The following is a 26,403-nucleotide window of genomic DNA, read 5'->3' on the forward strand; positions in this document are numbered from 1 at the left end:
ATGATCCTTCCGGCGCTGTTCTTCTATCTGTTTGCCGCGGTCTGCGTGGCCTCGGCGGTCATGGTGATCGTCTCGCGCAATCCCGTGCACTCCGTGCTGTTCCTGATCCTGGCGTTCGTCAATGCCTCGGGGCTGTTCATCCTGATGGGCGCCGAGTTCCTCGGGATGATGCTGATCGTGGTCTATGTCGGCGCCGTCGCGGTGCTGTTCCTGTTCGTGATCATGATGCTCGACGTCGACTTCGTCGAACTGCGCGAGGGCTTCATGCAGTACCTGCCGATCGGCATCGTGATCGGCGGCATCTTCCTGTTCGAGCTGCTGCTGGTGGTCGGCGCCTGGGTGATCAACCCGCAGGTCACCAAGACGATCACGGCGGCGATCCCTACCAATGTCAGCAACACCGAGGCGCTCGGCCTCGTGCTCTATACGAAGTACATCCATTACTTCCAGCTCGCCGGCATGGTGCTGCTGGTCGCGATGATCGGCGCCATCGTGCTGACGCTGCGCCACAAGGCCAACGTCAAGCGGCAGAACATCAACGTGCAGAACGCGCGCACGCCCGAGATGGCGATGGCGATGCGCAAGGTGGCGTCAGGGCAGGGCCTGCAGGATGCCGATGCGGCGGAGTGGGTGAAATGACGATCGGGCTGGGGCACTATTTGGCGGTCGCCGCGATCCTGTTCACGCTCGGGATCCTCGGCATCTTTCTCAACCGCAAGAACATCATCGTCATCCTGATGTCGATCGAGCTGATCCTGCTCTCGGTCAACATCAACCTGGTGGCGTTCTCGACCTTCCTCGGCGACATCGTCGGCCAGGTGTTCGCGCTGCTGGTGCTGACGGTGGCCGCGGCCGAGGCCGCGATCGGCCTCGCCGTGCTGGTGGTGTATTTCCGCAACCGCGGTTCGATCGCGGTTGAAGACGTCAATCTGATGAAGGGCTAGTCCGGCAAATGATACAGGCAATCGTATTCCTGCCGCTGCTGGGCGCCATCCTTGCAGGCATCATCTCGCTGGTCGGTGCGCATGCGCGTTGCCCGAGCGGCGATACCGTCGACCACCACGACGACGCGCATGGCGACGCCCATGCTTTTGACGCTCATGCGTCGACGGCCCACGACGACCACGGCCACGATGATCACGGTCATGACGACCATCACGTCTCCGAGCCGGCGGCGGCCGGATCGCGGGTGGCCGAGCTGATCACCACGGGCCTGCTGTTCGTCTCGGCGGCACTGTCCTGGTTCACGCTGGTCGATGTCGGCTTCATGCACCATGACGCACGCGTCGTGCTGCTGCCCTGGATCACCTCGGGCGACCTGCAGGTGGCCTGGACGCTGCGGGTCGACACCCTGACCGCGGTGATGCTGGTCGTGGTCAACACCGTGTCCGCGCTCGTCCACCTCTACTCCATCGGCTACATGGACGAGGACCCGAACCGACCGCGCTTCTTCGGCTATCTCTCGCTGTTCACCTTCGCGATGCTGATGCTGGTGACCTCGGACAACCTCGTGCAGCTGTTCTTCGGCTGGGAGGGCGTGGGTCTGGCGAGCTACCTGCTGATCGGCTTCTGGTACCAGAAGCCGTCGGCGAATGCGGCGGCGATCAAGGCGTTCGTGGTCAACCGCGTCGGCGACTTCGGCTTCGCGCTCGGCATCTTCGCGATCTTCGCGCTGGTCGGCTCGACCGATTTCGAGACTATCTTTCACGCCGCACCCGGGCTGACCGGCAAGACCATCGACTTCTTCGGCTGGCACCCTGACGCGCTGACCCTGACCTGTCTGTTCCTGTTCATGGGCGCGATGGGGAAGTCGGCCCAGTTCCTGCTGCACACCTGGTTGCCGGACGCGATGGAAGGCCCGACCCCGGTGTCGGCGCTGATCCACGCGGCGACCATGGTCACCGCCGGGCGTCTTCATGGTGGCGCGGCTGTCGCCGCTGTTCGAGCTGTCACCGACCGCGCAGGCGGTGGTGATGTTCTTCGGCGCGACCACGGCATTCTTCGCGGCGACGATCGGCCTAGTGCAGAACGACATCAAGCGCATCGTCGCCTATTCGACCTGTTCGCAGCTCGGCTACATGTTCGTGGCGATGGGAGCAGGGGCCTATTCGGTCGGCATGTTCCATCTGTTCACGCACGCCTTCTTCAAGGCGCTGCTGTTCCTGGGCTCCGGCTCGGTGATCTACGCGATGCACCACGAGCAGGACATCCGCAACATGGGCGGCCTGTGGCGCAAGATCCCGTACACCTTCGCGGTGATGTGTATCGGCACGATGGCGCTCACTGGTGTGCCAGGTTTTGCGGGCTTCTTCTCGAAAGATGCGATCATTGAAGCTGCCTACGCTTCGCACAATCCGATTGCGGTCTATGCGTATCTTCTGACGATCGCGGCCGCCGGCTTGACCTCGTTCTATTCCTGGCGACTGATCTTCAAGACGTTCTTTGGTGAGCCGCACGATCAGAAACACTACGACGCTGCGCACGAAAGTCCGGTCTGGATGCTGGTGCCGATCGGTGTGCTCGCCGCCGGCTCGATCCTCTCTGGTTTTCCGTTCAAGGAAGTGTTTGCCAGCCCGCACGGCGTTGAGGAGTTCTTCCGCGAGTCGGTGAAGATGAATCCTCATATCCTAGAGGATATGGAACATATGCCGTTCCTGCTGGGCCAGCTGCCGTTCGTCATGATGGTGCTAGGCTTCGCCGTCGCCTACATCTTCTACTATGCGCGGCCGTATCTTCCGGTCGAGCTCGCGAACCAGCAGCCGATGCTGTACCAGTTCCTGCTCAACAAATGGTACTTCGACGAGCTGTACGACTGGATCTTCGTGCGCCCGGCGAAGTGGCTCGGCTATACGCTGTGGAAGAAGGGCGACGGCTTCGTCATCGACGGCTTTGGTCCCGACGGCGTTTCCGCTCGCGTGCTCGACGTCACCCGCAACGTCGTGAAGCTACAGACCGGCTACCTCTATCACTACGCATTCGCGATGCTGATCGGAGCTGCCGGATTGATCACCTGGTTCATGTTCGGCTTGGGAGGCCAGTAAATGACAACCTGGCCCATCCTTTCGGTCACGACCTTCCTGCCGGCGGTCGGCGCGATCCTGGTCTACCTGCTGGCGCGGGGAGGCGACGACGCCGCCAACCGCACCGCGCGCTGGATCGCGCTGTGGACCACGCTGATCACCTTCGCGGTGTCGCTGATCCTGGTCGCGCGCTTCGATCCGGGCTCGACCGACTTCCAGTTCGTCGAGAAGACGTCCTGGCTCGCAACCGGCATCACTTATCACATGGGCGTCGACGGCATCTCGCTGCCGCTGCTCATCCTGACCACCGCGATCATGCCGCTCTGCATCATCGCGAGCTGGAGGTCGGTGACGCAGCGTGTCGGCGAATACATGATGGCGTTCCTGATCCTGGAAACGCTGATGATCGGCACCTTCTCGGCGCTCGACCTCGTGCTGTTCTATCTGTTCTTCGAGGGCGGCCTGATCCCGATGTTCCTGATCATCGGCGTCTGGGGCGGTCCGCGCCGGGTCTACGCGTCGTTCAAGTTCTTCCTTTATACGTTCCTCGGCTCGGTCTTGATGCTGCTCGCCATCATGGCGCTGTACTGGAACGCCGGCACCACCGACATCCCGACCCTGATGCACACCGCGGTGCCGCGCTCGATGCAGACCTGGGCGTGGCTGGCGTTCTTTGCCTCGTTCGCGGTGAAGATGCCGATGTGGCCGGTGCACACCTGGTTGCCGGACGCGCATGTCGAGGCGCCGACGGCGGGCTCGGTGATCCTGGCCGCGATCCTCTTGAAGATGGGCGGTTACGGTTTCCTGCGCTTCTCGCTGCCGATGTTCCCGCTGGCCTCGCACGATTTCGCGCCGTTCGTGTTCACGCTGTCCGTCATCGCCATCATCTACACCTCGCTGGTGGCGATGATGCAGGAGGACATGAAGAAGCTGATCGCATACTCCTCGGTAGCGCATATGGGCTTCGTCACCATGGGCATCTTCGCGGTGACCACGCAGGGCGTCGCCGGCGGCATGTTCCAGATGGTCTCGCACGGCATCGTCTCCGGCGCGCTGTTCCTCTGCGTCGGCATTGTGTACGACCGCATGCACACCCGCGAGATCGCCGCCTATGGCGGTCTCGTCAACCGGATGCCGCTCTATGCGATGACCTTCATGGTGTTCACCATGGCCAATGTCGGTCTCCCGGGCACGAGCGGCTTCGTCGGCGAGTTCATGACCTTGCTTGGTACCTTCAAGATCTCGCTGCCGACGGCGTTCTTCGCTACCACGGGCGTGATCCTGTCGGCCTGCTACGCGCTGTGGCTCTACCGCAAGGTGGTGTTCGGCGCGCTGGTCAAGCCGTCGCTGATGTCGATCAAGGATCTGACCTTCCGCGAATGCGTGACGCTGTTCCCGCTGATCGCGCTGACCATCCTGTTCGGCGTCTATCCGAAGCCGGTGCTCGACATGTCGGCGGCCTCGGTGCAGCAGCTCGTCAACAATTACCAAACCGCCGTGACTGCCGTGAAGGCAGCCGCGCTGACCGTCCAGTAAGGCCCTCGTCATGAGCTTTTCCAGTGCAGGTTATCAGTTGCAGCCGGTGCTGCCGGAGCTGGTGCTCGCGGTCGGCGCCATGGTGCTGTTGATGATCGGAGCCTATCGCGGGCAGGGGACGACCCGGCTGATCACTGCGCTCGCGGTGTGCCTGCTGGTCCTGACCGGCGTGCTGGAGCTCTGGCTGCCGGCCGGCAAGCTCGTCACCTTCGGCGGCAGCTTCATCGTCGATGACTTCGCCCGCTTCCTGAAGATCCTCGCCTTGATCGCCTCGGCGGCAACGCTGATCCTGTCGACCGAGTACCTGTCGCAGCCATCGACCCGCAACTTCGAGTTCTCGATCCTGGTGCTGCTGTCGACGCTCGGCATGATGGTGCTGATCTCGGCCGGCGACCTGATCTCGCTCTACCTTGGCCTCGAGCTGATGAGCCTTGCGCTCTACGTCGTCGCCGCCAGCCAGCGCGACAATGCCAAGTCGAGCGAAGCCGGCCTGAAATATTTCGTGCTCGGCGCGCTGTCGTCGGGCATGCTGCTCTACGGCGCCTCGCTGATCTACGGCTTCACCGGCACCGTCAGCTTCGCCGGCATCGCGGCGGCGGCGACATCAGGCAGCATCGGCATCGTATTCGGCCTGGTGTTCCTGCTCGCCGGCCTCTGCTTCAAAGTCTCGGCGGTGCCGTTCCACATGTGGACGCCCGACGTCTATGAGGGCGCGCCGACCCCAGTGACCGCCTTCTTCGCCTCCGCTCCGAAGGTGGCGGCGCTCGCTGTGTTCACCCGTGCGACGCTGACCGCATTCCCGGGCATCGTCACCCAGTGGCAGCAGATCCTGGTGTTCGTGGCGATCGCCTCGATGGCGCTGGGCTCGTTCGCCGCGATCGGCCAGACCAACATCAAGCGCCTGATGGCCTATTCCTCGATCGGCCATATGGGCTTTGCGCTGGTCGGCCTTGCCGCCGGCACCGTCGAGGGCGCGCAGGGCGTCCTGATCTACATCGCGATCTATGTCGCGATGACGCTCGGGTCGTTCTCGATCATCCTCGCCATGAAGCGCAACGGCGTGGCGCTGGAGCAGATCGGCGATTTCGCCGGGCTGTCGCGCACCAACCCGCTGATCGCCTTCGTGTTCGCGATGCTGCTGTTCTCGCTGGCCGGCGTGCCGCCGCTCGCCGGCTTCTTCGGCAAGTGGTACGTGTTCGTGGCCGCGATCAAGGCCAATTTGTTCACGCTCGCCGTGATCGGCGTGCTGACCAGCGTGGTGGGCGCGTTCTACTATCTGTCGATCGTCAAGGTGATGTATTTCGACCAGCCGCTCGGCAAGCTCGATCCGGTCCGGGTCGAGCTGCGCACCGTGCTGGCGGTCGCCGGCATCTTCAACATCTTCTACTTCGCCTATCCAGGCCCGCTGGTCAGCGTGGCCACGGCGGCGGCGAAGTCGTTGTTCTAGCGCATGGTTCCGAAAACACGAGGCTGGCTTTCGGAACCAATCATGCGCATAAGTTCGACATGACCTTCACGCTCGGACCCCGGGCCATTGCGGCGGGCTATCGGCTCGCCGCCTTCGACCAGATCGGCTCGACCAATGCCGAGGCGATGCTGCGCGCCCGCGACGGCGAGCAGGGACCGATGTGGTTCGTGACGCCGGAGCAGACCGCGGGCCGCGGCCGGCGGCAGCGGGTCTGGGTCGCGCCGCGCGGCAACCTCGCCAGCAGTATTCTCGAGGTGACGGATGTTCCGCCGGCGGTGGCGGCAACGCTCGGCTTTGCTGCCGGGCTGTCGCTCGAGGCCGCGCTGCAAAAGGTCAGCGTCGAGGCGGCACTGCGGCTCGGGCCGGACAGTCCGAAATTCACCCTGAAATGGCCGAACGACGTGCTGGCCAACGGCAAGAAGCTCTCGGGCATCCTGCTGGAGGCCGAGGCGTTGGAGAACCGGCTGGCGGTCGTCGTCGGCATCGGCACCAATGTCGTCGCAGCCCCCGAGGGGACACCGACGCCGGCAGTATCGCTCGCCGGGCTCGGCATCCAGATCAGCGCGGAAGAGCTGTTTGCCGCGCTGTCGGACGCCTGGGTCGAGTTTCGCGGCATCTGGGACGATGGCCGCGGCTTCCCCGAGATCCGCAGGTTGTGGTTGGAGCGTGCCGCCGGGCTAGGCGACAAGGTCGCGGTCCAGACCGGTAGCGCGACCCTCGAAGGCACCTTCGATACCATCGACGACACCGGCTGCCTGATCGTCCGCACCGCGAGCGGCGAGCGCATGCCCGTGACGGCCGGTGAGGTCTATTTCGGTACCGCAGCCTCAGTGAGGGCGAACTGATGGCGCGACCTGACGAGCTCACCTTTGCACCGCTCGGCGGCGTCGGCGAGATCGGCATGAATTTGTCGATCTATGGCCTCGGCAACCGCCACCAGCGCTCGTTCCTCGCGGTCGATCTCGGTGTCTCCTTTGGCGACGAGGAGCATCTGCCGGGCATCGACCTGATCATGCCGGATGTCCGCTTCCTGGAGAAGGAGCGCAACAATCTGATGGGCCTGGTGCTGACGCACGCCCATGAGGATCATTTCGGCGCCATCATCGATCTCTGGCCGAAGCTCGGCTGCAAGATCTACGCGACCCAGTTCAGCGCGGCGCTGTTCGAGGCCAAATGCGCCGCCGAGCGCAATCCGCCGAAAATCCCGGTCACGGTGATCCCATCGGGCGGACGGGTCGATATCGGCCCGTTCAATGTCGAGTTCATTCCGGTCGCGCATTCGATTCCGGAATCGCATGCGCTCGCGATCAAGACCGACGTCGGCACCGTGCTGCATACCGGCGACTGGAAGATCGATCCGACCCCGATCATCGGCCTGCCGACCGACGAGCGGCGGCTGCGCGAGCTTGGCGACGAAGGCGTGCTGGCGCTGGTCGGCGATTCCACCAACGCAGTGCGCGACGGGCGATCGCCCTCCGAGACCGAGGTTGCCGCCACCATCAAGAAGCTGGTCAAGGCGGCCAAGGGCCGGGTCGCGGTCACCACCTTCGCCTCCAATGTCGCCCGCGTGAGGGCTGTGGCGGATGCCGCCAATGCCGCCGATCGCGAGGTGGTCGTGGTCGGCCGCGCCATGGAGCGGGTGGTGCAGGTCGCGCGCGAATGCGGCTATCTCGACGGCTCGCACAAGTTCCGCAGCACCGACTATTACGGCCATTTCCCGCCCGACAAGGTGCTGGCGCTGTGCACCGGCAGCCAGGGCGAGCCCCGCGCCGCGCTGGCAAGGATCGCCAATAACGATCACCCGCAGGTCACCCTGAACAAGGGCGACACCGTGATCTTCTCGTCCCGCACCATTCCCGGCAACGAGAAGGCGGTCGGCGGCATCATCAACGGGTTGGTGACGCAGGGCGTCGAAATCATCACCGACCGCGAGCATCTGGTGCATGTCTCTGGCCATCCACGCCGCGACGAGCTGCGCGACATGATCTCCTGGGTGCGGCCGCAGCTCCTGATCCCCGTGCACGGCGAGGCGCTGCATCTTTCCGAGCATGCCAAGCTGGCGCGCGCCGCGGGTGTCCCGAAAGTCCTGACCTGCCGCAACGGCGACCTGGTCAAGCTCGGGCCCGGCGATCCTGGTATCGTCGGCGAAGTGCCGTCGGGCCGGCTCTACAAGGACGGAACCATCCTTGAGGACTCCAAGTCGCGCGCCGTGGTCGAGCGACGGCGGATGGGTTTTGCCGGCTGTGCCTTCGTCGCCATCGCCATGACCGCGCAGGGCGAACTGGTCGACGATCCCGAGGTTGATCTGGTCGGCATGCCGGAGAACAATGCCGCGGGCGAATTGCTCGACGACATCGTGTTCGATGTCGTGGTATCGACGATCGAGGGCCTGCCGAAGCCGCGGCGTCGCGATCCGGATGCACTGGGGGAATCGGTGCGCCGCGCAGTGCGGGCCACGCTGAACGAACAGTGGGGCAAGAAGCCGATCTGTGTCGTGCACGTACTGACGGTCTGATACACGCCTTCAAGGCGTGCGCGACGACAAAGGGAGAGAGATATGCTGGGCCGGCTCAATCACGTCGCGATCGCGGTCAAGGACGCCAAGAAGGCCGCCAAGATCTACGGCACCGCCTTCAACGCCAAGATTTCCGAAGCCGTACCGCTGCCGGAACACGGCGTTATCACCGTGTTCGTGACGCTGCCCAACACCAAGATCGAGTTCATCGAGCCGCTCGGCGAAGCCTCGCCGATCGCAAAATTCGTCGAGCGCAACGCCGACGGTGGCATCCACCATGTCTGCTACGATGTGCCCGACATCATCGCCGCCCGCGACCGCATGATCGCCGAGGGGGCGCGCGTGCTCGGCGACGGCCAGCCGAAGATCGGCGCGCATGGCAAGCCGGTGCTGTTCTTCCACCCCAAGGACTTTTCCGGCGCGTTGGTCGAAATCGAACAGGCCTGAGGCCATGGCGTACCAAATCTCCACAGGGCTTGCGATCTACTTCGTCCTTTGGTGGCTCGTGCTGTTCCTGACACTGCCGTTCGGCATACGCAGCCAGCACGAGGACGGCGTCAGTGCGCCCGGCACCGACCCCGGCGCCCCGATCCTGGCGCGGATGGGCCGCAAGCTGTTGTGGACCACGCTGATCTCGGCCGTGATCTTCGCAATTGCGATGTGGGCCTATTACGCCGGCTATCTCTCGATCGAGCGGCTGTCGAAGCTGATGGGGATGCCGGAGTTTCACAACTGACGGGAGAAGGCGCCCGGACCGGTGCAGAGCGGGACTGAGGATCAACCTCACCTCACAAACAAGTGGAGGAGACAAGGATGAACCTGCAGGCGCAGCCAGCCTTCGGGCCGAGCGCATATCGGATTTTGCGTGAGGCCGATCTGCGGGACTATCTCGTAGGACTTCCGGCCATCGTCTCGCAACTCGGTGGCGCTCCTGCCGACTGGTCGATCAGCGAGGTCGGTGATGGCAATCTCAACCTCGTCTTCATCGTCAAGGGCAGCAGCGGCGGCATCGCGGTCAAGCAGGCGCTGCCCTATGTGCGGCTGGTCGGCGAGAGCTGGCCGCTGCCGTTGTCGCGGGCTCACTACGAGCATCTGGCGCTGGTGCATCAGGCGCGGCTGGCGCCGAAACTCGTACCGGCGGTGCTGCATCACGACGCGCCGCTCGCGCTCACCGCGATGGAGTTGCTCGAGCCGCACATCATCATGCGCAAGGGCCTGATCGGCGCCACGCGTTACCCACGCTTTGTCGAGGATATCACGACCTTCCTGGCGCAGACGCTGTTCTTCACGTCCGATCTCGCGTGCTCGGCCGCGGAGAAGAAGCAGGGAATCGCCGATTTCGCCGGTAACCACGCGCTGCGCAAGATCACCGAGGATCTGATCTTCACCGATCCCTACCGTATCGCCGAGCAGAACCGCTGGACCGCGCCGTATCTCGACGCAACGGCGGCGGCGTTCCGCGAGGATATCGACCTCCATGTCGCTATCTCCAGGCTCAAGCTGAAATTCATGGCGAGTCCCGAGGCGCTGCTGCACGGCGACCTGCACACCGGCTCGATCATGGTCACCGAGCGCCAGACCAAGGTGATCGATCCCGAATTCGCCTTCTACGGCCCGATGGGGTTCGACATCGGTGCCGTCATCGGTAACCTCCTGATGGCCTATCTGGCCTCCGCCGGCCATGAGCGCACGCTGGGCGAGCGCGCGTCATTCGAGGCCTGGCTGCTGGAAACCATCGAGGGCGTCTGGAGCGAATTTTCGCGCAAGTTTGTCGCGCTGTGGCGCAACGAGGCGAAGGGTGACGGCTATCCGGTGTCGCTGTTCGCGGGCGAGGCGGGCGCGGCGCGGCTGGAAGCTGAACGGCAGGCCTACATGGCGCGGCTGTTCGAGGACACCGTCGGTTTCGCCGCGGCCAAGACCATCCGGCGCATCCTTGGTCTCGCACACAATATCGACTTCGAGTGGATTGCGGACGAGAAGCAGCGCGCGATCTGCGAGGCGCGGGCCCTTAAGCTCGCGCGCAACATGATGCTGGAGGCGGCGTCCTACACCACGATCGGCACAGTCACCTACGCCGCGCGCGAACTGCGCCACTGGCAGCCGGATTTCGCCAGGTAGGTTGAGGCAGGCCGCGCCACCGCCCGTGGTCATTTCCCGGTCCGCAATTGCGTACCTGAAGGCGCCGGACGTATGACAGACGGCGCAACACACTCGCCGTCGTCCTTCGCCGGGGCGACGAGAGCAGAGAGCGTGCTCGGCTCAATCATCACTCCGCCGCCTGCTCGCGCAGCCGCTGCGCGTAGACGTTGATGATCAGCGCCGCGAGCAGGATCAGGCCGCGGATCAGGATTTTCAGGAAGCTGTCGATGTTGACGTGGTCGAGACCGTTGTTGAGCACGCCGAGCACGAACAGGCCGACGATGGTGTTGCCGATGCCGCCGCGGCCGCCGAACAGACTGGTGCCGCCGACCACCACGGCCGCGATGGAATCGAGCAGATAGGTGTCGAACTCGTTCTGCTGCGCGCTGCCGAAATGGGCGACGCCGAGCATGCCGCCGATCCCGGAGCAGACCGCCGAGATCACCATCACACTGCCGAGGATCAGCTTGACGTTGAGGCCGGCAAATTCAGCGGCCTCGCGGTTGCCGCCGACCATGTAGACGTAGCGGCCGAAACGCGTGTAGGTCAGCACCAGATGGCCGCCGAGCAGCATCAGCGCGGCGACGATCACGATCCAGGGGATGCCGCCGATCGAGCCGGAGCCGAGCGTCGTGATCAGGTCCGGCACCTTGTAGGCGATCTGGCCGCGCACCAGGAGCGCCGAGACGCCGGCGGCGATCTGCATCATGGCGAGTGTCATGATGAAGGAGGGGATGCCGATCATGGTCAACCCAAGCGCGTTGACCAGGCCGAGCAGCGCACAGAGCGCCAGCGCCAGCAGAATCGCGATGATGCCCGGCATCGGGACGTTGGCGATGTTGACGTAGGATTCCTGCAGCGTGAAATAGGCCACCGCAATGCCTGTCACGTTGGCGATGCTGGCGATCGACAGGTCGATCTCGGCACACAGGATCACGAAAGTGAGGCCGACGGCGATGATGCCGGTGACCGACACCTGCGTCAGGATGTTGCCGACATTGTCGATGGTCGCAAACGACGGGCTCGCGATCGCGAAGAAGGCGCTGAGGAAGATCAGCGTCAGGAACGGCGCGATGTTGCGCATCTGCGAGCGCAGGAACGGCGCCAGCCCGCGCGGCCGCTTGTGATCGGCTGGGCTCGTCGCGCTGTCACTGCTAGCCATCATTCCACTCCATCAAGCGCGATGAGCCGGTCATCGCGCTTTCTCCATTTGTTTGCGCATGATCTTCTCGGAAAAACGCTTCGCACTTTTCCGGATCATGCTCTAGGTGGTGTGGACTCTAAGGATTCCCTTTTAGGAGCAAATCAGATTCAAGGCTGCTTTTGGGGAGGCCGCCTTGGGTGTGATGGACCGTTTGGTATTGAGCGACGCGGCGTGGAAGCGGATGGCGCCGTTGATCATAGGGCGCCCGGATCAGAAGGGCTCGACCGGGCGCGACAACCGAATGTTCGTTGAAGGAGTGCTGTGGATCGTGCGTACGGGGTCTCCCTGGCGCGATCTCCCGGAGGTCTTCGGCGATTGGAACAGCGTGTTCCGGCGCTTCAGCCGATGGAGCATCAAGGGTGTTTGGTGGCGGATCTTCGAGGCGATGTCCGATGATCCGGACTTCGAATATCTGATCGTCGATTCCACCATCGTTCGGGCGCATCAGCACGCTGCCGGCGCCAAAAAAGGGGGTCTGAAGATCAGGCGATCGGCCGCTCGCGCGGGGGCCTGAGCACCAAGATACATCTGGCCGTTCGAGGCTTGGGATGTCCGGTGCGGTTCACGCTGACCGCGGGTCAGAAGGGCGATGCACCGCAAGCCGCCGCATTGATCGAAGGCTTGTCCGCCGAGGTCGTCATGGCCGACGCCGCCTATGACGCCGATCACTTGCGCCAAGCTATCGCCGCCAAAGGCGCGCTCGCCGTCATTCCCAACAACCCGTCACGCGCGCTCAAATACCCACTCGACAAGCATCTCTACGCCCAGCGTCATCTCGTCGAATGCTGCTTCTCAAAGCTCAAGCAGTTCCGACGTGTCGCAACCCGCTTCGAAAAAACGGCCCGGAATTACCGGGCCGTCGTCACTCTCGCTGCCATTGTTCTATGGATGCGCTAGTGTCCACACCACCTAGGCCGCTTCCAGCAGCCGATCCTTGCTGACCGCTTCGGCCGCGAATTCGCGCACCACCGCGCCCCGCTTGAGCACCAGGATCCGGTCGGCCAGCGACAGCACCGTTTCCGGCTCGGTCGACAGCACGATGATCGCCAGTCCCTTGGCGCGGAGATCGCGTACGATGTTGATCACGTCGTTCTTGGCGCCGACATCCATGCCGCGGGTCGGCTCGCACAATACCAGCAGGCGCGGCGGGTAGGTCAGCCATTTCGCCAATGCCACTTTCTGCTGGTTGCCGCCGGAGAGCATGCCGAGATCGAGGCCGACCACTGGCGGCCGGATCTGCAACTGCTCGACCTGGCGCTGGGCGATGGCGCGCTCGCGCACCGGCTTGAGCAGCAGCGCCGAGATCCGCTCGAGGATGCTGATCGAGATGTTCTTGTATACCGGTTCCTGGTGGAACAGCATGGCGCGGCGGCTCTCCGGCACCAGCGCGACGCCGGCCCGCCGGGCCGCCGCGGTGCTGCGGAAGGTCTTCACGGCGCCATCGACCGCAAGCGTGCCGCGATCCGGCCGCAGCTTGCCGAACAGGATGCGCGACAGCTCCAGCTGGCCGCAGCCCATGAAGCCGTAGATGCCGAGCACCTCGCCGGAGCGGGCCTCGAACGAGACCTCCTGCAGGGTGCGGCCGAGCGAGAGCTGATCGACCTTCAGGACCGTCGAGCCGCCACCCGGTTGCGGAAGCATCAGGTCATCGGTATAGCTGTGCTCCAGCGTCTCGCCGCCGCGGCCGATCATGGCCTCGATCAGCGCGCCTTTACTGGTATCAGCGGACGCGGTCTCGGCGATCTTCCGCCCGTTTCGGAACACCGTCACCACGTCGGAGACCCGCAGGATGTCCTCGATGAAATGCGAGATGAAGACGATGCTGGTGCCATCGTCACGCAGCTTGTGCAGCGTCGTGAACAGGCGTTCGACCTCGGGTGGGGAGAGGGCGGAGGTCGGCTCGTCGAGGATGATGATGCGCGCGCCGGAGAACAGCACGCGGGCGATCTCGATCAGCTGCTGCAGGCCGATCGGCAGGTCGCCGAGCCGTGTCATCGGATCGACGTCGATGCCGAACCGGGCGAGCTGCTCGCCGGCCTCGCGCGCCATCCGCCGCCATTGCACGAAGCCGAGGCGGTTGGTCGGCTGGTTGCCGAGAAATACGTTCTCCGCGACAGTGAGATCGGGCGCGACGCTGAGCTCCTGATGCACCATGCCGATGCCGGCGGCGTGGGCATCGCGGGTGGAGCGGAACCGGGTTTCCCTGCCGTCGAGCACGAAGCGGCCGGAGAACTCCGGATGCACGCCGGCGATGATCTTCATCAGCGTGCTCTTGCCGGCGCCGTTTTCGCCGACGAGACCATGGATCTCGCCGGCGTGCAGCGCAAAGTCGACCCCACGAAGGGCTTCGACACCGCCGAAGGCCTTCGTGATCTGGCTCAACTCGAGGATCGGGGAGCGTCCCTGCGACATGAGGGGTGCTCAGATCAGGAAATGATCCTCCATCCATTGCATGCCGGCGGCGTTGGCCTTGGTCACGACGGGACCGTCGGTCACGACGTTCTTCGGAATGCCCTGGCCGCTCTTCTCGCCGCCGACCACGGCGGCGACGCCGGCCACGATCGCGCCGCCATGAATGCGGCAGGACGGATTGCGGACGGTTGCGAACATGCGGCCCTCGCTGACCGCCTGGATCGCCGGCGGCATGGCGTCGACACCGCCGATCAGGATGTTGGTGCGGTTGCGCGCCTTCATGATGTTGTAGGCGGCGAGCGCCATGTCGTCATTGTGGAAGAACGCCGCGTCGATCTGCGGATACTTCGTCAGGTAGGTTTCCCAGAGCCGGGCGGTCTTGGAGACGTCCCAGTCGGCGGGCTGGGTATCCAGCACCTCGATGTTCGGGAACTGCTTCACGACCGAGTTGAAGCCCTTGGCGCGGCCCTGGGCGCCGGTGTGGCCGAGCGCGCCCTGGGTCATGATGACCTTGCCCTTGCCGCCGATCGCGTTGCACAGCGCCTGCGTCACCGAGGCGCCCATGAACTCGTTGTCGGGCGCCAGGAACGAATGGACGTTGATTTGATCGAGAGGAGCAATAAGCGTGTCCATGTCGATCACGGGGGTGCCGGCATCGATCATCTTCTGCACCGGCTGGGTCAGCGTGCCGATGCCGAAGGCCTGGATCGCGACGAAGTCCCACTTTTGCGAGGCCATGTTGTCGATCGCGGCGCGCTGCTTGACGGCGTCGAGTTGGCCGTCGAACCAGGTCACCTCGACGTTGAACAGCTTGCCCCAGAACTCGGCTGCCTGTTTGCCCTGCGCGCACCATGTCGCCTGCAGTCCGGCGTTGGAGAATGCGGCCTTCAGCGGCTTTTCCGAACGTCCCGTTTCGGCTGCGAGCGCGGACGTCACGCCCATTCCGCCGAACAGGCCGGCTGCAGCGCCGCCTGCCGCCGCCATCTGCAGAAGGTCGCGCCGCGTCGTCGACGCCTTGTCCATCCCCTTGTCCGTGTCTGCCATTGTTTGCTCCCTCTTCGCTTTTCTGACCGTCGGCGTCAGTTGCACGCGCCGCGGATAAAGGGAGTGTGTCACAATCGGAACGGTGGCGCTACGCCCTCGCGTCTACGAGATGTTTCTGCTGCAGCACGATGGCTTCGATGTCGCCAAGCAGCTTGTGCCACGCAGCATCGATCTCGTCAGACCATTGCTCGCCGACAATGTCGCGCAAGCAGTCGGCGATCACGGCGAAGAATGCGACGAACAATTCGCGCGGCGTCCCGTAGGCATCATGCGAGAACACTTCGGATTCGATCAGGCGAAAATGTCCGCGCCGCTCGCCCCGCGAAATCGAGGATGGCTTCGATCGCGAGCGACAGCATCGAGCCTTTCACCGGCTCGCTGCCTTCGGTGCGAAACATCGCCTGCGCCTCGGGATGTTCGCGAAACAGGCGCTGGTACACGTGCGGTGTCAGATCAACGCAGCGCGCAGCGGCAAGTTCGAAACTACGTTCGATTGGATTCGATGATGGAGTCATAGCGCTTTGCGATCATCACATAAAAAAAGAGCAGGGCGCCAAGCCCTGCTCCAAAAATTGTGTCGACCCTATTTGCCCCAAAAATTCGATTTGGTCTTGATTGATGGGGTGACGCTGCTTGTGCGCGTCGGGCTCCTCCCGAGACTTGGACCACCAGGACACACCTCGCGGCTGGCCTGAGCCCGAATTGGTAGACTATCTTTCCAGCCTTGTCATCATTTTCGGCAACGATTGTTCAAATTTCGAGCAATTTGCGAAATGATTGGGATGGCGCCACCGGCGGTTGCGAAAGTGAGCTGAAAACACGTGACGGGGTAAGGGGATACGAAGGCCGGCGGAGCGGCCGTGACGCAAGTGCCACGCCCGGCGATTTCCGTCAGCCGGAAGAAACGCACGATGTCGATGATCTCGACTTCCGGGGCCTGTAGTGGTTAGTTCCGTTCCGGATGGGTTTTGCGATGCGCCGGCGGCTGAAGATTTTTCTGCCCATAGTCCTGGTTGCCCTGCTGGTGCAGATTTTTGCACCGATCGGGGCCTGCTGGGCGGCGAGCCTTGCCGCGTCCGATCCGCTCGCGGCCGCCACCATCTGCCACGGCAATGCCGGCCCTGGAGCCGGGCAGGGTGACCAAGGTCATGATGCCCATGACGGCTGTTGTTCCGCATGCAGCCTGCTGCAGACCGGCGCGCCCGTTGATAACCCCGAGATCACGGCTCACACCGTCGAGCGGCCTTCGACACGCATCGCCTGGCTTGATTTCGCGTCCAAACTCGATCGCTCGCAGGCGCGTCTTGCCGCGCAAGCCCGCGCGCCGCCGCTTTCTTCCTGACGACGTTCTCGCTGCCGGTGCACCTTGCGCGCCGGCGAGTGTCATAGAGCCATCCGGCCGACGAGCCGGTGTCAGGATTCATCCATGTTTTGGCTTCATCTGCGGGCCGGGGCCAGCGCACTCACGCTGGGCTTTGCGCTTACCACGCCTACAAGTTGGGCAGAGGCCCAGACGACATTGCCATCCGTCACGGTCGATGCGCCGCAGGCCGCGCGAGCCAAATCGGCAAGGTCCAAGCCGAAGGTCCGCGCGGTTGCCGCCCGACGGCCCGTCAGGCCGTTGGCGCCGCTGGCCGTGGCGGCGGCCGGCCGCACGCAGCGCATCACGCCCAGCGCGGCGCGGGACAGCTTGAACCAGGGACCCGCCGGTCAGACGCAAACGACCATCGACCGCAGCCAGTTCGACAACCGGCCGTCCTTCTCGGTGGCGGACGTGTTGCGCGACAGTCCGGGTATCTCGATCAAGCAGGGCAACGGGCCGCGCGATTTCGGCATCTCGATCCGCGGGTCGAACGCGCGGAACGGATTCGGAATCCGAAACCTCGTCATCTTCGACGACGGTTTTCCGGTCACCCAGCCGGACGGCCTGTCGCGCAGCGATCTGATCGATCCGCACGCCTATGGCGCGATCGACGTGGTCCGCGGGCCGTCATCGGCACTCTACGGCAACTACGCGACCGGCGGCGCGCTGAACTTCCGGACCCGGCCGGGCAGCACGATCGACGGCGTCGAATACGGCGTCGACGGCGGCAGCTTCGGGTATCTCAACAACTATCTGGCCGCCGGCAAGAAGGTCGGCAATTTCGAAGGCTCGCTGTTCGTCAGCGACGCGCGCGGCGATGGCTATATCGGCAACAGCTGGTTCAATACCCAGACCGTCAATTTCCTCGGCACCCTGCAGGTCACGCCGGACGACCGTCTCACGGTGAAGCTGATCAACAACGATCTGACGACGCGCCTGCCGATCCGCTCGTCGCTCAATCAGTTCAACACGAATCCGTTCCAGCAGGGCTGCACCACCGGCGCCACGGCAGCACCCGGATGTGGGACCGTGACCTTGTTCAACAACGGTTTCAATTCGGCGGCGGGGACCGACAAGGAGACCGCGGTCCAGGCAGGCCTCGGTCGCGACGACCGCCGCACCATCGTCGGCGGTCGCTGGGAGCACGATTTCGACAACCAGACCACCTGGCGCAACCAGTTCGCGTTCGACGATCGCAATATCAGCCAGCCGACGGGATCGACGAGCGCGATCGGCGACTTCCCGTCCTACAACTACATGAGCGACGTCGTCAGGCGGGGCGACATCTTCGGGATGGAGTCGACGGCCTATTTCGGCGGCTTCTACAACACGCTGACAGCTTCGAGCGACACCCGCAACGTGATGCCGGGCGGCAATGCGACGCTCGGCAGCCTGTCCAGCAACCTGTTCAGCACGACGACGAATTACGGCCTTCGCGCGCGCGAGGAGTTGAGACTCACGTCGGCGTTGACGGCCATTGCCGGCATTGGCTGGGAGACCACCAATCTCACCGGGCGAAATACTGCCTATACTTACACCGGTGTGGCCGGGGCTACGTCCACCGCAATCACGACGGCGGACCGGCAATTCCAGAACACCGCGCCGGAGCTCGCGTTGCTTTACCGCCTGAACAACGAGTGGCAACTGCGTGGCCGGGTGGCAACCGGATATGGCACGCCGCAGGTCAGCAATCTGTTCATTCTGCCGGACGGCTCGTCGGGCAATAACACCCAGCTGCGCACGCAGAAGAATCTTGGCTACGACCTCGGCGCCGACTGGACGCCGAACAACGCGGTCAAGGTCAGCGTCACCGGCTTCTACGAGTTCTTCAAGGACGAGCTTGTCTCGCAGGCGACCCAGAAATCGGGCATCTCCTACACGTTCAATGCGCCACGATCGGAACATCGCGGTGTCGAACTCGCTGCCGACTGGAAATTCCTGCCAGGCTGGCGGTTCTCGGCGGCCTATACCTATCTCGACGAGGTCTACACGGAATACATCGAGAACATCAGCAACGGCGCGGTGTTCAGCTTCAATCGCGCCGGCAACAAGATCCCCGGCGTTTCGCCGAACGAGCTGACGACACGGCTGGGCTACGACCAGTTGTCGGGTCCGTTGCAGGGGCTCGGCGGGTTCATCGAAGTCCAGTGGAAGGACAGCTTCTACATGGACAATGCCAACCTCTTGAGGGCGCCCGGCTACGAACTCGTCAACCTCAATTTGCACTACAAGACCGATCTCGTTTCCGATTCCTTCAAGTCGCTGAATCTGTACGTTGAGGTCAGGAACGTGTTCGACCGGACCTATGTGGCTTCGGCGAACAACATCGCGAATTCGGTGACGGCGGGAGGCATTCAAAATCCCGCGAGCGTACTGGCGAACTCGACCAACTCGATCTATGCCGGATCGCCGCGCGCCTTCGTGGCGGGCATGAGGATTGCGTTCAAATGACCAGCGCATCGATGACGTATCGCAAACCTGCGGCTCGGTCGGTGCTGGCGGCGGTGATGCTCGCAGCATTGCCGAGCCTTGCCGTCGCGCAGATGAGCCATCAGCACGCCTCTGAAGCGGCCTGCGAGGAGACCGTGCTGCGCTGCGCGACGAAAGTCACTCCGGCCTTCGGGCCGGATGGGACGTTGTGGTTGACCTGGATGGCCGGAGGCCAGATCTCCGTCGCGAGTTCGAAGGATCAGGGCAAGAGCTTCTCCGCTCCGGTCCAGGTCACCCGGGAGCGGCTCAACCTGGACTGGGGCCCGGACGCGCGGCCGAAGCTTGCGATCGATGCCAAGGGCGACATCGCCGTGGCCTTCTCGATCTTTCGCGATCAGGCCTTCAACGGCCAGGTACTGACCGCGCGGTCGAGCGATGGCGGTCGCAGCTTCGATCTGCCGAAGCCGATCACATCGAACAATCAAAGCCAGCGCTTCGAGGCAATTGGCTTCGATCCCGCCGGCGCCGTGTTTGCGGTGTGGCTCGACAAGCGCAACCGTGTCCCGGCGCAGCAGCGCGGCGAGAAATATGACGGGGCCGGATTGTTCTTCGCGTCATCGAAGGACGGCGGCGCGACCTATTCCGATGCCCAGTTTGCGGCCGATAACACCTGCGAGTGCTGCCGTCTCGCGCTGGCGTTCGATGGCGCAGGCCATCCGGTGGTGGTGTTTCGCAACATCTTTGAGGGCGGCGTGCGTGACCATGCGATCGTGACGTTCACCGGTCTGGCCACGCCTGGCGAGATACATCGGGTGAGCCGTGACGACTGGCAGATCGCGGCATGTCCGCACCATGGTCCCAGCCTGACCATTTCGGCACAGGGAACCTATCATGTGACGTGGTACACCAACGGCAAGGCGCGCAAGGGCTTGTTCTATGCGCGGTCGCGCGACGGCGGCAAAACCTTCTCCGATCCGCTTCCGATTGGTCAGCCGAATCGGAGCCCGTCACGACCGCAAATCATCGCAGGGCCGCTGGGGCTCGCAATGGTCTGGAAGGAGTTCGACGGGCAGAAGACATCGATCAATCTGATGACGTCACATGACGACGGAGCGACATGGTCGAAGCCTATTGATATCGCCGACACCGCCGACAGCTCCGACCATCCGCTGCTGGTCTCGGACAGGCGGCGGACCTACCTGTCGTGGATGACGAAGGCCGACGGCTACCATTTTCAAGCGATCGAGGGCGAACCATGAAACGTCATTTGCTCGCGGCTCTTGTCCTGCTCGCAACGCTGCCTTCCGCACTTGCGGCGGGCGAGGGCGCTCCAAAGCCGTTCGAACGCGGCAGCTGGCAGAAGCTGCTGCATGCGCACGCCGGTCATCCGACCCTGGTGCATTTCTGGGGCGTGACCTGCGGACCATGCAAGGTCGAGCTGCCGCAGCTTGGCCAGTTCATGAAAGATCATCCCGATATCGACGTCGTCACGATCAGCGCGGATTTGGTTCCGAACCTTCCGGAGGCGACGCGATCGATGCTGGATCACGCCGGGCTCGCTTCCGCCGAAAACTGGATTTTTGGCGACGGCTTTGCCGAGCGATTGAGATTTGAGATCGATCCGGCGTGGCAAGGCGATATCCCGCGAACCATGCTGATTGCTCGTGACGGAACGATCACAACGATCGAGGGATCGGCCGAAATCGCCGATCTGAACAAATGGTCTGACGCCCAGGCCACAGCAATCCGATGACACACCAACTTCAACCTGAAAGGAAATTCGTCCAATGAAGATGCTCTCTCGCATCCTTGCTCTCGCAGCGCTGTCCGCCGTACTCGCTTCTTCTTCTGCACGTGCCGAGGACATCAAGGCCGGCGACCTCGTGATCACGCAGGCGTGGACGCGCGCGACCCCGAACGGTGCCAAGATTGGCGGCGGCTATTTGACAATCGAGAACAAGGGGGCGACGCCCGACCGGTTGATTTCAGGCTCTGCCGATGTCGCCGGCAAGGTCGAGGTCCACGAAATGTCGATGGACAACGGCGTCATGAAGATGCGGGCGCTCGACAACGGCGTGACCATCGAACCCGGCAAGACCGTGAAGCTCGCGCCCGGCGGCTATCATCTGATGATGTTCGACCTCAAGAATCCGCTGAAGCAGGGCGACAAGGTGCCGGTCACGCTCGAATTCGAGAAGGCCGGCAAGGTCTCGGTGTCGCTCGATGTGCAGGCCGTCGGCGCGCAGGCGCCGGGCGGCGGCGATCATTCCGGCCATGGCGACCATTCCGGTCATATGGACATGAAGAAGATGTGAGGGGGCCATGCGATCAACCACGCTCCTCATTGCCACGGCGACGCTGCTCGCAGCGTCGCCGGCCATCGCCCATGTCACGCTTGAGGGAAAGCAGGCGGCAATCGGTTCGTACTACAAGGCGGTCTTCGCCGTGCCGCATGGCTGCGCGGGATCGGCGACGATCAAGATCCGCGTGCAGATTCCGGAAGGCGTGATCGGCGTCAAGCCGATGCCGAAGCCCGGCTGGACACTCGATACGGTCACCGGCAAATACGCCACCCAGTACGACTTTCACGGCGCCAAGCTCACCGAGGGCGTGAAGGAAGTCGCCTGGAGCGGTGGCAAGCTCTCCGACGAGAACTACGACGAGTTCGTGATGCAGACGTTTTTCACCGACACGCTGAAGCCGAACACCACGCTGTATTTTCCCGTCGTGCAGGAATGCGAGCAGGGCGTCAGCCGCTGGATCGATGTTCCGGCCGAAGGGCAGGGCGGCGGCCACGACCATGGCAGCAACACGCCGGCGCCCGGCGTCAAGCTGCTGCCGAAGCCGTAAGCCGTGCGGGCGGTCGCAAGTCTTGTCGTTGCAGGTCTTGCCGCGTTGTTCGTGACGCTGTGTCTTGCGACCTCGGCCGATGCGCATGCCGTCCTGATCGCCGCTGAGCCGGCGGATGGCAGCGTGGTGACCGTGGCACCCAAGACGGTGGCGCTCCACTTCAATGAAGCGGTGGCGCCGACCGCGGTCAGCCTGCTCGACGCTGTGGGCAAGCCGCGCGACGTCACGATCCGCGCCGTCGATCAATCGGTGATGGTGACCCTGCCGGCGGACCTGCCTCAGGGCACGCAGGTGGTCAGCTATCGCGTGGTCTCCCAGGATGGCCATCCGGTTGCGGGTTCGCTGTTGTTCTCGATCGGCGTCGTCACCGGCTCGGCGGCGCCGGCCGGCGATGGCCTGCTGCATGTGCTGATCTGGCTGGCACGGCTCGGGCTCTATCTCGGGCTGTTTGCCGGCGTTGGCGGCGTGTTCTTTGCCGCATGGATCGGGCAGGGGGCAGCGGGTGGACGGCTGATCATGTGGTCGCTGGCGATCGGCCTTGTCGGCGCGATCGCCTCGCTCGGCTTGCAGGGCGTCGACCTGCTGAACCTGCCGATCACGGGCGTCCTGACTTGGGCGGCCTGGGCCAGCGCCGCCGGCACCAGCCTGTTTACCGCGCTGCTGCTCGCGATTGCCGCGATGTCGATCGCGGCGATCGCCTGGCGCAGTGCGTCGTTCGGCGTGGCGTGGATCAGCACCGCAGTCGCAATGATCTGCGTTGGGCTGTCGCTTGCGGTCAGCGGCCATGCCGCCACCGCTTCTCCGCAATGGTTGACGCGGACCGCGCTGTTCATCCATGGCGCTGGCCTCGCTTTCTGGATGGGTGCGCTTGGGCCGCTCGCCGTGCTGGGCTGGCAGCGCAAGGATTCGCTGTTGCGGGTAGTCCGGCGGTTTTCGACGCTCGCCGTGCCGGTCGTCGCGTTGATCGCCCTGTCCGGCCTCGCGCTTGCCGTCGTTCAGCTGGAAAGCTTTGGCGCGCTGATCGATACTGGATACGGCAACGTCCTCGTGGCGAAACTTGTGCTGGTGTCGCTGTTGCTCACGCTCGCTGCGCTGAACCGTTTGGTGTTTACGCCGGCCATTGCGCGCGAATTTCACCGTACGCGGCCGCTGCAGCGCTCGATCGCGCTCGAGTTCGTGCTGATGATCGCCATCCTCGGCCTCGTCGCACTATGGCGCTTCACGCCGCCGCCCCGCGTGCTGGCGATGTCAGACGATGTTCCGCTCGCGGTCCACATCCACACCGATACCGCGATGTTCCAGGTTCTGATCGCGCCGGGCAAGGTCGGGCAGAACGATTTCGTGCTGCAGCTGATGAACGGCGATGCCAGCCCGTTCGCAGCCGAGGAGGCGACGCTGACGCTGAGCCTGCCAGATCGCGGCATCGAGCCGCTGGAACGCAGCGCTACGCTCGCTCCCGACGGCTATTGGCACGTCAAGAAGGTGCCGTTGCCGGTCCCCGGCCGCTGGCACATGCAGATTGACGCCCTGGTGACCGATTTCAAGAAAGTGACGCTCGAAGACGATTTCGAGGTCAGGTAGACGGACGGTCGGCGCGCCGGGCAGTCCAGCGGGACGCAAATCGCTCAAATGGCCGAAAATCGCCTGATTTGAAGGGCTTTTGTTATTTGGCGGCCTTGTGTTTTCACGGCCGATCCGGTTTCACTGCTGCGCTTCCCACGCTTTCCTGATTCCCGAGTAACACCATGCGATTGTCGCGGTTTTTCCTGCCTATCCTGAAAGAAAACCCGAAAGAGGCGGAGATCGTCTCGCATCGGCTGATGCTGCGCGCGGGCATGATGCGGCAGGAGGCGGCCGGCATCTATGCCTGGCTGCCGCTCGGCTTCCGGGTGCTGAAGAAGATCGAGCAGATCGTTCGCGAGGAGCAGGACCGCGCCGGCGCGCTCGAGCTCTTGATGCCGACGCTGCAGCTTGCCGATCTCTGGCGGGAAAGCGGCCGCTACGACGCCTATGGCCCGGAGATGTTGCGCATCCTCGATCGTCACAAGCGCGAGCTGTTGTACGGACCGACCAACGAGGAGATGATCACCGAGATCTTCCGCTCCTATGTCAAGTCCTACAAGAACCTGCCGCTCAACCTCTACCACATCCAGTGGAAGTTCCGCGACGAGCAGCGTCCGCGCTTCGGCGTGATGCGCGGCCGCGAATTCCTGATGAAGGATGCCTATTCGTTCGACCTCGACGAGGCCGGCGCGCGGCGCTCCTACAACAAGATGTTCGTGGCCTACTTGCGCACCTTTGCGCGGATGGGCCTGAAGGCGATCCCCATGCGGGCCGAGACCGGCCCGATCGGTGGCGACCTCAGCCATGAGTTCATCGTGCTGGCGGAGACCGGAGAGTCCGGCGTCTTCATCAATCGCGATGTACTGGACCTGCCGGTACCGGGCGAGGACGTCGACTATGACGGCGATCTCACGCCGATCATCAAGCAGTGGACCTCGGTCTACGCGGCGACCGAGGACGTCCACGAGGCTGCGCGCTTCGAGCAGGAAGTGCCGGAAGCAAAGCGGCTCAATACCCGCGGCATCGAGGTCGGCCAGATCTTCTATTTCGGCACCAAATATTCCGACACCATGAAGGCCATGGTGGCAGGACCCGACGGTGTCGACGTGCCGATCCATGGCGGCTCCTACGGTGTCGGCGTGTCGCGTCTGGTCGGCGCCATCATCGAGGCCTGTCACGATGACGCGGGCATCAAGTGGCCCGAAGCGGTCGCGCCGTTCCGCGCCGCGATCCTCAACCTCAAGCAGGGCGATGCCGCTGTCGACGGAGCCTGCGAGCAGCTCTATCGCGAACTCTCGGCGAAGGGCGTCGACGCGCTCTACGACGACACCGATCAGCGCGCCGGCGCCAAGTTCGCCGCGGCCGATCTGATCGGTATCCCCTGGCAGATTCTCGTCGGACCGAAGGGGCTCGCGGAGGGCAAGGTCGAGGTCAAGCGCCGCAGCGATGGCTCGCGCGACAACATGAGCCCCGCCGACGTGGTCGCGAAGCTCGCGGGTTAAAGTTTAGTCACGCCGCGCGATCGGCGGGGTAATCCGGCCACATTTGGCCCGAATCATGGGATTATCGAGAGATGGATGAGACCATGAACGAGCCAGTCCGTACCCCGCCGTTTGCGCCATTCGAATGGCTGCTGTCCGGACGCTATCTGCGCGCGCGCCGCAAGGAAGGGTTCATCTCGGTCATCGCCGGCTTTTCGTTCCTCGGCATCATGCTCGGCGTTGCCACGCTGATCGTCGTGATGGCCGTCATGAACGGCTTCCGCAAGGAGCTGCTCGACAAAATCCTCGGCCTCAACGGCCACCTCCTGGTGCAGCCCCTGGAATCGCCGCTGACCGACTGGAAGGATGTCGCCGACCGCATCAGCCAGGTGCAGGGCATTCGTCTCGCCGCGCCTGTCGTAGACGGGCAAGGACTAGGATCATCGCCGTTCAACGCGGCCGGCGTCTTCATCCGCGGTATTCGCGCCGACGATCTCAACAACCTCACTTCGATCGCCAAGAACATCAAGCAGGGCACGCTCGAGGGTTTTGACGAGGGGCAGGGGGTTGCGATCGGCCGCCGGCTTGCCGATCAGCTCTCGCTGCATGCCGGCGACATGATCACGCTGGTTTCGCCGAAGGGCGCGGTGACGCCGATGGGCACGACGCCGCGCATCAAGCCCTACAAGATCACGGCGGTGTTCGAGATCGGCATGTCGGAATACGATTCGACCTTCGTCTTCATGCCGCTGACCGAGGCGCAGGCCTATTTCAACCGCAACAACGACGTGTCCTCGATCGAAGTGTTCACCACCAATCCGGACAAGATCGAAACCTATCGCAAGCTGGTGACGGAGGCGGCCGGCCGGCCGGTCTTCCTGGTCGACTGGCGGCAGCGCAATTCGACATTCTTCAACGCGCTGCAGGTCGAACGCAACGTGATGTTCCTGATCCTGACCATGATCGTGCTGGTCGCGGCGCTCAACATCGTCTCGGGGCTGATCATGCTCGTGAAGGACAAGGGCCAGGACATTGCGATCCTGCGCACGATGGGGGCCTCGCAGGGCTCGATCATGCGAATCTTCCTGATCACCGGCGCCTCGATCGGCGTGGTCGGAACGCTGACCGGCTTTGCGGTCGGCATGCTGATCTGCCTGAACATCGAATCGATCAGGCAATTCCTGTCATGGCTCACCAACACCGAACTGTTTTCGCCGGAGCTGTATTTCCTCTCCAAGCTGCCGGCCGAGGTCGATTTCGGCGAGACGCTCGCCGTCGTGATCATGGCGCTGACGCTTTCCTTCCTGGCGACGCTCTACCCGTCGTGGCGCGCCGCGCGCCTCGATCCGGTCGAAGCGCTCCGGTACGAATAGGAGCG

General features: G+C 63.7%; 21 protein-coding genes and 3 pseudogenes. 20 read left to right on the plus strand and 4 right to left on the minus strand.

Annotation, left to right across the window (positions count from 1 at the left end; genetic code table 11):
• The 10 genes and pseudogenes from ACVISU_RS40805 (at window position 1) to mtnK (ending at window position 10,657) form a co-directional block, all read left to right on the plus strand.
• On the plus strand, window positions 1–639 hold the full coding sequence (locus ACVISU_RS40805) for an NADH-quinone oxidoreductase subunit J (RefSeq protein WP_050402397.1): 639 nt from the start codon (window positions 1–3) through the stop codon (window positions 637–639).
• A complete protein-coding gene (gene nuoK, locus ACVISU_RS40810; protein WP_016841823.1) occupies window positions 636–944 on the plus strand; it encodes an NADH-quinone oxidoreductase subunit NuoK in 309 nt (102 codons plus the stop codon). Before ACVISU_RS40805 ends, nuoK begins: the two co-directional genes overlap by 4 nt.
• Window positions 945–952: 8 nt before the next feature.
• Window positions 953–3,041 (plus strand): annotated as a pseudogene (gene nuoL, locus ACVISU_RS40815) (NADH-quinone oxidoreductase subunit L).
• Window positions 3,042–4,556: an NADH-quinone oxidoreductase subunit M gene (locus tag ACVISU_RS40820; RefSeq protein WP_456710697.1), complete on the plus strand. Its 1,515-nt coding sequence runs from the start codon at window positions 3,042–3,044 to the stop codon at window positions 4,554–4,556.
• 10 nt (window positions 4,557–4,566) lie between these two features.
• Entirely contained in the window at window positions 4,567–6,003 is a 1,437-nt protein-coding gene (gene nuoN / locus ACVISU_RS40825; RefSeq protein ID WP_456710698.1) for an NADH-quinone oxidoreductase subunit NuoN, read from the plus strand.
• A 59-nt stretch (window positions 6,004–6,062) separates the two neighbouring features.
• Window positions 6,063–6,869: a biotin--[acetyl-CoA-carboxylase] ligase gene (locus tag ACVISU_RS40830; protein WP_456710699.1), complete on the plus strand. Its 807-nt coding sequence runs from the start codon at window positions 6,063–6,065 to the stop codon at window positions 6,867–6,869.
• Window positions 6,869–8,539 carry a ribonuclease J gene (locus ACVISU_RS40835; RefSeq protein WP_456710700.1) on the plus strand — a complete coding sequence of 557 codons (1,671 nt, stop codon included), beginning with the start codon at window positions 6,869–6,871 and terminating at the stop codon, window positions 8,537–8,539. Before ACVISU_RS40830 ends, ACVISU_RS40835 begins: the two co-directional genes overlap by 1 nt.
• Before the next feature lie 42 nt (window positions 8,540–8,581).
• Window positions 8,582–8,986, plus strand: coding sequence for a methylmalonyl-CoA epimerase (gene mce, locus ACVISU_RS40840; RefSeq protein ID WP_456710701.1), 405 nt, complete (start codon window positions 8,582–8,584; stop codon window positions 8,984–8,986).
• A 4-nt stretch (window positions 8,987–8,990) separates the two neighbouring features.
• A complete protein-coding gene (locus tag ACVISU_RS40845; RefSeq protein WP_050402404.1) occupies window positions 8,991–9,275 on the plus strand; it encodes a DUF1467 family protein in 285 nt (94 codons plus the stop codon).
• A gap of 77 nt (window positions 9,276–9,352) precedes the next feature.
• The gene (mtnK, locus tag ACVISU_RS40850) at window positions 9,353–10,657 is read left to right on the plus strand and encodes an S-methyl-5-thioribose kinase (protein WP_456710702.1); all 1,305 of its coding nucleotides are present in this window, start codon (window positions 9,353–9,355) and stop codon (window positions 10,655–10,657) included.
• Window positions 10,658–10,805: 148 nt separating this feature from the next.
• On the opposite strand, the gene ACVISU_RS40855 is transcribed toward mtnK, so the two are convergent.
• Entirely contained in the window at window positions 10,806–11,840 is a 1,035-nt protein-coding gene (locus tag ACVISU_RS40855) for an ABC transporter permease (RefSeq protein ID WP_456710703.1), read from the minus strand.
• A gap of 223 nt (window positions 11,841–12,063) precedes the next feature.
• Between ACVISU_RS40855 and ACVISU_RS40860 the strand changes: the two are divergent.
• A pseudogene (locus ACVISU_RS40860) lies at window positions 12,064–12,779 on the plus strand (IS5 family transposase).
• Between the two features lie 12 nt (window positions 12,780–12,791).
• Here ACVISU_RS40860 and ACVISU_RS40865 read toward each other — a convergent pair.
• The 3 genes and pseudogenes from ACVISU_RS40865 to ACVISU_RS40875 form a co-directional block, all read right to left on the minus strand.
• On the minus strand, window positions 12,792–14,294 hold the full coding sequence (locus ACVISU_RS40865) for a sugar ABC transporter ATP-binding protein (protein ID WP_456710704.1): 1,503 nt from the start codon (window positions 14,292–14,294) through the stop codon (window positions 12,792–12,794).
• 9 nt (window positions 14,295–14,303) lie between these two features.
• Window positions 14,304–15,338 carry a sugar ABC transporter substrate-binding protein gene (locus ACVISU_RS40870; protein ID WP_050402407.1) on the minus strand — a complete coding sequence of 345 codons (1,035 nt, stop codon included), beginning with the start codon at window positions 15,336–15,338 and terminating at the stop codon, window positions 14,304–14,306.
• An 88-nt stretch (window positions 15,339–15,426) separates the two neighbouring features.
• Window positions 15,427–15,853, minus strand: a pseudogene (locus ACVISU_RS40875) (globin).
• A gap of 458 nt (window positions 15,854–16,311) precedes the next feature.
• Between ACVISU_RS40875 and ACVISU_RS40880 the strand changes: the two are divergent.
• The 9 genes from ACVISU_RS40880 (at window position 16,312) to ACVISU_RS40920 (ending at window position 26,398) form a co-directional block, all read left to right on the plus strand.
• Window positions 16,312–16,680, plus strand: a complete 369-nt coding sequence (locus tag ACVISU_RS40880; RefSeq protein ID WP_456710705.1) for a DUF2946 family protein — start codon at window positions 16,312–16,314, stop codon at window positions 16,678–16,680.
• 84 nt (window positions 16,681–16,764) lie between these two features.
• Window positions 16,765–19,152: a TonB-dependent receptor family protein gene (locus ACVISU_RS40885; RefSeq protein WP_456710706.1), complete on the plus strand. Its 2,388-nt coding sequence runs from the start codon at window positions 16,765–16,767 to the stop codon at window positions 19,150–19,152.
• Window positions 19,149–20,390 (plus strand): sialidase family protein, encoded by a 1,242-nt coding sequence (locus ACVISU_RS40890; protein ID WP_456710707.1) that lies wholly within the window; start codon window positions 19,149–19,151, stop codon window positions 20,388–20,390. Before ACVISU_RS40885 ends, ACVISU_RS40890 begins: the two co-directional genes overlap by 4 nt.
• Window positions 20,387–20,884: a TlpA family protein disulfide reductase gene (locus ACVISU_RS40895; protein WP_456710708.1), complete on the plus strand. Its 498-nt coding sequence runs from the start codon at window positions 20,387–20,389 to the stop codon at window positions 20,882–20,884. The genes ACVISU_RS40890 and ACVISU_RS40895 overlap by 4 nt, the downstream gene beginning before the upstream one ends.
• A 34-nt stretch (window positions 20,885–20,918) precedes the next feature.
• Window positions 20,919–21,446 carry a copper chaperone PCu(A)C gene (locus ACVISU_RS40900; RefSeq protein WP_050402411.1) on the plus strand — a complete coding sequence of 176 codons (528 nt, stop codon included), beginning with the start codon at window positions 20,919–20,921 and terminating at the stop codon, window positions 21,444–21,446.
• 7 nt (window positions 21,447–21,453) lie between these two features.
• A complete protein-coding gene (locus tag ACVISU_RS40905; RefSeq protein WP_456710709.1) occupies window positions 21,454–21,981 on the plus strand; it encodes a YcnI family copper-binding membrane protein in 528 nt (175 codons plus the stop codon).
• Between the two features lie 3 nt (window positions 21,982–21,984).
• Complete coding sequence (locus ACVISU_RS40910) at window positions 21,985–23,562, plus strand: copper resistance CopC/CopD family protein (protein ID WP_456710710.1); 1,578 nt, start codon at window positions 21,985–21,987, stop codon at window positions 23,560–23,562.
• 164 nt (window positions 23,563–23,726) lie between these two features.
• Window positions 23,727–25,046, plus strand: coding sequence for a proline--tRNA ligase (proS, locus tag ACVISU_RS40915; protein WP_456710711.1), 1,320 nt, complete (start codon window positions 23,727–23,729; stop codon window positions 25,044–25,046).
• Between the two features lie 71 nt (window positions 25,047–25,117).
• Window positions 25,118–26,398, plus strand: coding sequence for a lipoprotein-releasing ABC transporter permease subunit (locus tag ACVISU_RS40920; RefSeq protein WP_050402415.1), 1,281 nt, complete (start codon window positions 25,118–25,120; stop codon window positions 26,396–26,398).
• The last annotated feature ends 5 nt before the right edge of the window (window positions 26,399–26,403 follow it).

The sequence above is a fragment of the Bradyrhizobium sp. USDA 4452 genome (assembly GCF_054063575.1).